Source organism: Streptomyces sp. NPDC049040, from assembly GCF_043197715.1.
Taxonomy (GTDB): Bacteria; Actinomycetota; Actinomycetes; order Streptomycetales; family Streptomycetaceae; genus Actinacidiphila.
This window is the reverse complement of record NZ_JBICTO010000042.1, coordinates 1-5,908: the sequence shown is the minus strand read 5'-3', so window position 1 is coordinate 5,908 and position 5,908 is coordinate 1. Positions and strand designations below refer to the sequence as shown.

The window sequence follows — 5,908 nt, the reverse complement described above, 5'->3', positions numbered from 1 at the left end:
ACCCTGTCGAACTTCGCGGCCCTGGGCGTCGACGTCCAGCTCACCGAACTCGACATCGCCCAGGCCTCGGCCACCAACTACACCAACACCGTCAACGCCTGCCTGCACGTGACCCGGTGCGCGGGCATCACCGTCTGGGGCATCCGGGACAGCGACTCCTGGCGAAGCGGTGACAGCCCGCTGCTCTTCGACGGCAACGGCAATCCCAAATCCGCCTACACCGCGACGTTGAACGCCCTCAACGCAGGCTCGGGCACGGCGACAGGCGGGACCACCTCCGGGACGACGAATGGCGGGACCACCTCCGGGACCACGAATGGTGGGACGTCCTCCGGGACGACGAACGGCGGGACCACCACCGGCACGACGAACGGTGGGACGTCCTCCGGGACGACGAACGGCGGGACCACCACCGGCGGCACCGGGGGAGGGGCGTGCGCGGCGACGTACACCACCACGAACTCCTGGTCGGGCGGCTACCAGGGGGAGGTCAAGGTCACCGCGGGCAGTGCGGCCATCAGCGGCTGGACCGTCCGATGGACGCTGTCCAGCGGACAGACCATCACCCAGGTCTGGAACGGAAGCCTGAGCACCAGTGGTTCGACGGCGACGGTGACCAACGCGTCCTACAACGGATCGCTCCAGCCCTCGGCCTCCACCACCTTCGGGTTCCTCGCGAACGGCACTCCTTCGACACCCTCCCTCACCTGCACCGGTTCCTGACGCAGGCGTCACCCCCATGACAGGGGGGTGACGCTCCCAGCGGCGTCGCCCGTTCCTGCTCTCCCCGGCATGTACGACGGGCGGCGCCGCGCGCGCGTCAGCGCAATCAACACCCTGCCCCCCCACCCAAGGAGTGTGTTCCGTGAAACGGACATACACGTTCAGACGCTACAAGTCGTTGCTGATCGCTCTGCTCTCCACCGTGCTCGCTGCCGCGGGCGTCTCCTTCGTGGCGACGTCCGCACAGGCGGCGAGTGGCTGCCAGGTCGACTACAGCATCACGAACGAGTGGCCCGGCGGCTTCGGCGCCAACGTCAATGTCACCAATCTGGGTTCACCGGTCACCAGTTGGCAGCTCTCATGGGCTTTTGCCAGCGGGCAGACCATCACGCAGTTGTGGAGTGGCTCCTACACCCAGACCGGAACACAGGTCACGGTGACCAACACGTCATGGAATGGCAGCCTGGCCACGGGCGCCTCCACCAGCTTCGGCTTCAACGGTGCCTACACCGCCACGAACCCCGTCCCCACCGGGTTCGCTCTCAACGGCACCGCCTGCACCGGTAGCGTCACCACCACGCCGCCGACCAGCACGCCCCCGACCAGTACTCCGCCCACCACGACGCCGCCGACGTCGGGTGGGTCGTGTTCGCTTCCGTCGTCCTACCGGTGGACGTCGACCGGTGCGCTGGCGCAGCCGGCGAACGGGTGGGTGTCGCTGAAGGACTTCACCAACGTCGTCTACAACGGCAAGCACATCGTCTACGCCTCGAACGTGTCAGGGTCGTCCTACGGATCGATGGCGTTCAAACCCTTCACGAACTGGTCCGACATGGCCTCCACCGGCCAGACCGGGATGAGCCAGTCCACCGTCGCACCCACCCTGTTCTACTTCGCCCCCAAGAACATCTGGGTCCTCACCTACCAGTGGGGCGCATGGCCCTTCATCTACCGCACCTCCAGCGACCCGACCAACCCCAACGGATGGTCCTCCCCGCAGCCGCTGTTCACCGGCAGCATCTCCGGCTCCGGCACCGGCCCCATCGACCAGACCCTCATCGGCGACAGCCAGAACATGTACCTCTTCTTCGCCGGTGACAACGGCAAGATCTACCGCGCGAGCATGCCCATCGGGAACTTCCCCGGCAGCTTCGGCTCCAACTACACCACCGTCATGAGCGACTCCACCAACAACCTCTTCGAAGCAGTCCAGGTCTACAAGGTCCAAAACCAGAACCAGTACCTCATGATCGTCGAAGCCATCGGCGCAAACGGCCGCTACTTCCGCTCCTACACCGCCACCAGCCTCAGCGGATCCTGGACCCCCCAAGCCGCCAGCGAGAGCAACCCCTTCGCCGGCAAGGCCAACAGCGGCGCCACCTGGACCAACGACATCAGCCACGGCGACCTCGTCCGCAACAACCCCGACCAGACCATGACCATCGACCCCTGCAACCTCCAACTCCTCTACCAAGGCAAAAACCCCAACGCAGGCGGCGCCTACGACCAACTCCCCTGGCGACCCGGCCTCCTCACCCTCCAACACTGAGCCAGCCGGCAGAACAAGGGCGAACGTCAACAGCCTGCCGGCAGGTGGACCAGGCTGCTGACCCATCGGCACCGCAGTGAGGGGCCCCGGCCGACCGGGGCCCCTCCCCTCATGCGGCTGCCCGGTTGGGCCTCGGTGCGCAGACGCACGGGGTCATGAGGTCCACACCGGCAGGTCGAGCCGGGAAGGGCGGGCTGTGTCGTGGGAGATCTCCTGCTCGGCGAGGACGGTGGCCGCCGCGGTGGCCGCAGGTTCGCCGGTGCCGGGATTGCGCGCATATCTGGGGTGCGCGCCCGAGCTGACCTGGACGCCGATGCGGTGACCGGCTGCGAACCGGTGGAAGGCCGGCCACAGCGGCACTGCCACCTCGGCGAAACCGTCGCGGTCGGGTTCCGGGTCGGTGGAGGCCGTGCCGACGCTTCCGATGCGGCGGATGCCGTCGCACACGGTCATGGAGCGGCCGTCGGGGTGCAGGTCGCAGATGCGGACGAACACATCTGCGCTGGCGGCGGATGAGCGGAACCGGATGCGGGCGACAGGCTCGCCGGCGACGACCACGGCGTCCTCCAGCGGGGTGCTGCGGAAAACGGTGACGTCCGAGCGGAGTTCGTGCGCGGAGTTGTCGACGGGCCCGGAGCCCGGGTCGAGGCCCGGACCGCCGACGGCGGGTGTGGGGTCGCCGGGATCGTAGGTGTAGCGGGTGGTGCCACCGTCCGGGACGGCCGGGTCGAGCAGGCCGGACGCGTGCAGGTGCCACGGTCGGGGCGTGGTGCCGGGCGGTGGCCATGCGGGCAGGTCGTGCCACTTCCGGGCACCGGTGAGGAACGCGCGGACGGGCGCGACGCAGCTGCCCGCCCGCCCGGTGAAGTGCTCTTTGAGGAATGCGACGGCCTCGGTGAAAGAGGGGTTCTCACCGTCGGGGACGTGGCCCCATGGGCCGATCGTCAGACGCGGCGGCCGGCCGGTGCCCACAAGCTGGGCGTAGTTGCGCAGCTGCCAGGGCAGGAAGATGTCGTACCAGCCCGTGCTCATGTAGACGGGTGCCGTCACGTCGGCCACCGAGCTGGTGTGCGACTGCTGCGTCCAGTAGCCGGAGGCCGGTTCCTCGTGGGTGAGCCAGTCCTGGTACCAGCTGATCTGGCGCCCGGCGGCCGCCGTGTCGCCGGCGCCGAGCGGCAGTACCCCGAAGGCCTTTTCCAGCCTTCGGTCGGGCCGCGGTATTCGGCGCAGTATCGAGACGAGGCCATGGCGGTCCATCAAGTCCATGCCTCGTGACCATCCGAGGGCGTTGCGCAGCGAGAAGGCCCCATTGTCCCAGGTGACCGCACCGAAGTCGGACATGGTGTTGATCAGGCAGAGGGCGTCAGGCGCGCGGGCGGGGTCCTCCCTGTGCATCCGTCCGGCCACCGCCCACTGGGTGTAGCCCAGATAGCTCGCCCCGTATGTCGCCACCGAGCCGGTGAACCAGGGCTGCCGGCGCACCCACCGGTGGGTGGCCATGCCGTCGGCCTGCTCGTCGAGCTGGGGGGCGAAGGTCCCGCCCGACCCGAAGGTCCCGCGGCAGCTCTGGACCACGACGGTGAAGCCCTCGCGGGAAAGCGCCGCGGCCTGGGTGACGGAGTTCCGGCGGCCGTACGGTGAGCGGATGACGATCGTGGGCAGGGGCGGGTTCACTTCGCCGATGGGCGTGTAGAGGTCGGCGATCAGCTCGATGCCGTCGTCCATGGGCACGCGCAGGCCGCGCCGCACCGCCAGGTCGTGGGGGCCCGGGGTGACCCCCGCGAGGCTGCCTCATCTGCAGCCGGCGGGACAGCGCTCGGCGGATCCCGGTCATTGCGTGCCCTTCGGTCACGGTGCGTGGGCGGGGTCGGGTGGCCGGCCCTGGGGACCGCCACGCACCGCTTCCGGCGGTGTCTGCGTCGTATCGTCGCTCAGCGCAGGGCGATCGCGGTCCATGACACCGGTGGCAGGTCGATGGTGAGCACGCCGTCTGCGAGCGTTGCGCTCACGTTCGCCGACGGGGTCACCCGGTCCTGCTCGGTGAGCGTGTTCTTCGCGTACACGTCGGAGTCGGCGAGCGTGACCGCTTCGACGATGCGCGACGAGTCGAGGCCGCGCACGTCGATCGTGACCTGTGCGGCCTCGGCGAGGTCGCGGTTGACGAGGAAGACCGCGGCGCGGTCCTCGTCGACGGTCGCGACGGCGTCGATGACGGATGCCGTACCGTGACGGGCCGTCTGGTAGGTCGGCGCCTCGACCACGGGGCGGATCACCTGGCCGGACGCGAGTCTGCTCGTGATCGAGAACGGGAAGAAGGTCGTCTGCCGCCAGGCCGGCCCGCCGGGCTCGGTCATGATCGGAGCGATCACGTTGACGAGTTGGGCGAGCGAGGCCGAGGTGACACGGTCGCTGCGCTTGAGGAGCGTCATCAGCAGGTTGCCGACGACGACGGCATCCGCCACCGTGTACGTGTCTTCGAGCTGCCGAGGGGCGTGGCGCCACTCGGTGTTGACCTCCTCGGACTCCTGGTGCTCCTTGAGGTACCAGACGTTCCACTCGTCGAAGGAGATGTTGATCTTCTTGTCCGAGCGCTTCTTGTATCCCACGTGGTCGGCGGTCGCGATGACGGTGTCGATGAAGTAGTCCATGTCCACCGCGGACGCGAGGAAGGAGCCGAGGTCGCCGTCGAGCTCCTGGTAGTACGCGTGGCACGAGATGTAGTCGACGTGGTCGTAGCTGTGTTCCAGCACCGTGCGTTCCCAGTCGCCGAATGTCGGCATGCCGGAGCCGGAGGAGCCGCAGACGACGAGTTCCAGGTCCTTGTCGGCCATCTTCATCGCGGCCGCGGTACGGGCGGCGATCTTGCCGTAGTCGTCGGCCGTCATGAAGCCGGTCTGCCACGGTCCGTCCATCTCGTTGCCGAGGCACCACATGCGCACGTTGTGCGGGTCAGGCGTGCCGTTGGCGATGCGCAGGTCCGACAGTGCCGTACCGGATGGGTGGTTGGCGTACTCAAGCAGGTCCAGGGCGGGCAGGATGCCCCGGGTGGCCACGTTGACCGCCATCATCAGCTCCGAGCCGGTGAGCTTGAGCCACTTGGCGAACTCGTCCAGGCCGATCTGGTTCGATTCGAGCGAGTGCCAGGCGAGGTCGCGGCGCACCGGGCGCTTCTCGCGCGGGCCGACAGAGTCCTCCCAGCGGAAACCGGAGACGAAGTTGCCGCCCGGGTAGCGGATGGTGGTGCTGCCGAGCTCCTTGACGAGTTCGACGACGTCCATGCGGAATCCGTCGTCGTTCGCGCTCGGGTGGCCCGGCTCGTGGATCCCGGTGTACACGCAGCGGCCGAGGTGCTCGACGAACGAGCCGAAGGTGCGGCGTCCGACAGGGGCGATGACGGCCTGCCTGTCGAGCATGATGTGGGCGCGGGGCAATTCAGTGGTCCTTTGTCTACGGGGTGGTGCGGGCTGAACGAAGGTTCCGTTCAGCAGCCTGCCCCTGCCGGGGATACGGCACGGGCAAGCGTGTCACGGTCATGCGTTTCTCGTGGGTGTCAGCCTTTGACGGCGCCGGTGAGTCCGCCGACGATTTTCTTTTCGAAGATGGAGAAGAAGATGAGTGCGGGGAGCATGGCGAGTG

Annotated in this window: 3 protein-coding genes and 2 pseudogenes; 3 read left to right on the top strand and 2 right to left on the bottom strand. The window is 68.1% G+C overall.

Annotated elements, in window-relative coordinates; all coding sequences use genetic code 11:
* From ACGFMP_RS37160 to ACGFMP_RS37150, 3 genes and pseudogenes are all read left to right on the top strand, one after another.
* The coding region (locus tag ACGFMP_RS37160) for a cellulose binding domain-containing protein (protein ID WP_393678522.1) at positions 1 to 723 on the top strand (723 nt) is incomplete at its 5' end.
* 133 nt (positions 724 to 856) lie between these two features.
* Positions 857 to 1,270, top strand: a pseudogene (locus ACGFMP_RS37155) (cellulose binding domain-containing protein); the annotation flags it as partial.
* Positions 1,265 to 2,272: pseudogene (locus tag ACGFMP_RS37150) on the top strand (non-reducing end alpha-L-arabinofuranosidase family hydrolase); the annotation flags it as partial. The pseudogenes ACGFMP_RS37155 and ACGFMP_RS37150, both read left to right, overlap by 6 nt.
* 153 nt (positions 2,273 to 2,425) lie before the next feature.
* On the opposite strand, the gene ACGFMP_RS37145 reads toward ACGFMP_RS37150, so the two are convergent.
* Positions 2,426 to 4,021 (bottom strand): CocE/NonD family hydrolase, encoded by a 1,596-nt coding sequence (locus tag ACGFMP_RS37145; RefSeq protein ID WP_393678520.1) that lies wholly within the window; start codon positions 4,019 to 4,021, stop codon positions 2,426 to 2,428.
* A gap of 182 nt (positions 4,022 to 4,203) precedes the next feature.
* Positions 4,204 to 5,703 carry an alpha-N-arabinofuranosidase gene (locus ACGFMP_RS37140; RefSeq protein WP_393678518.1) on the bottom strand — a complete coding sequence of 500 codons (1,500 nt, stop codon included), beginning with the start codon at positions 5,701 to 5,703 and terminating at the stop codon, positions 4,204 to 4,206.
* Positions 5,704 to 5,908 lie beyond the last annotated feature (205 nt).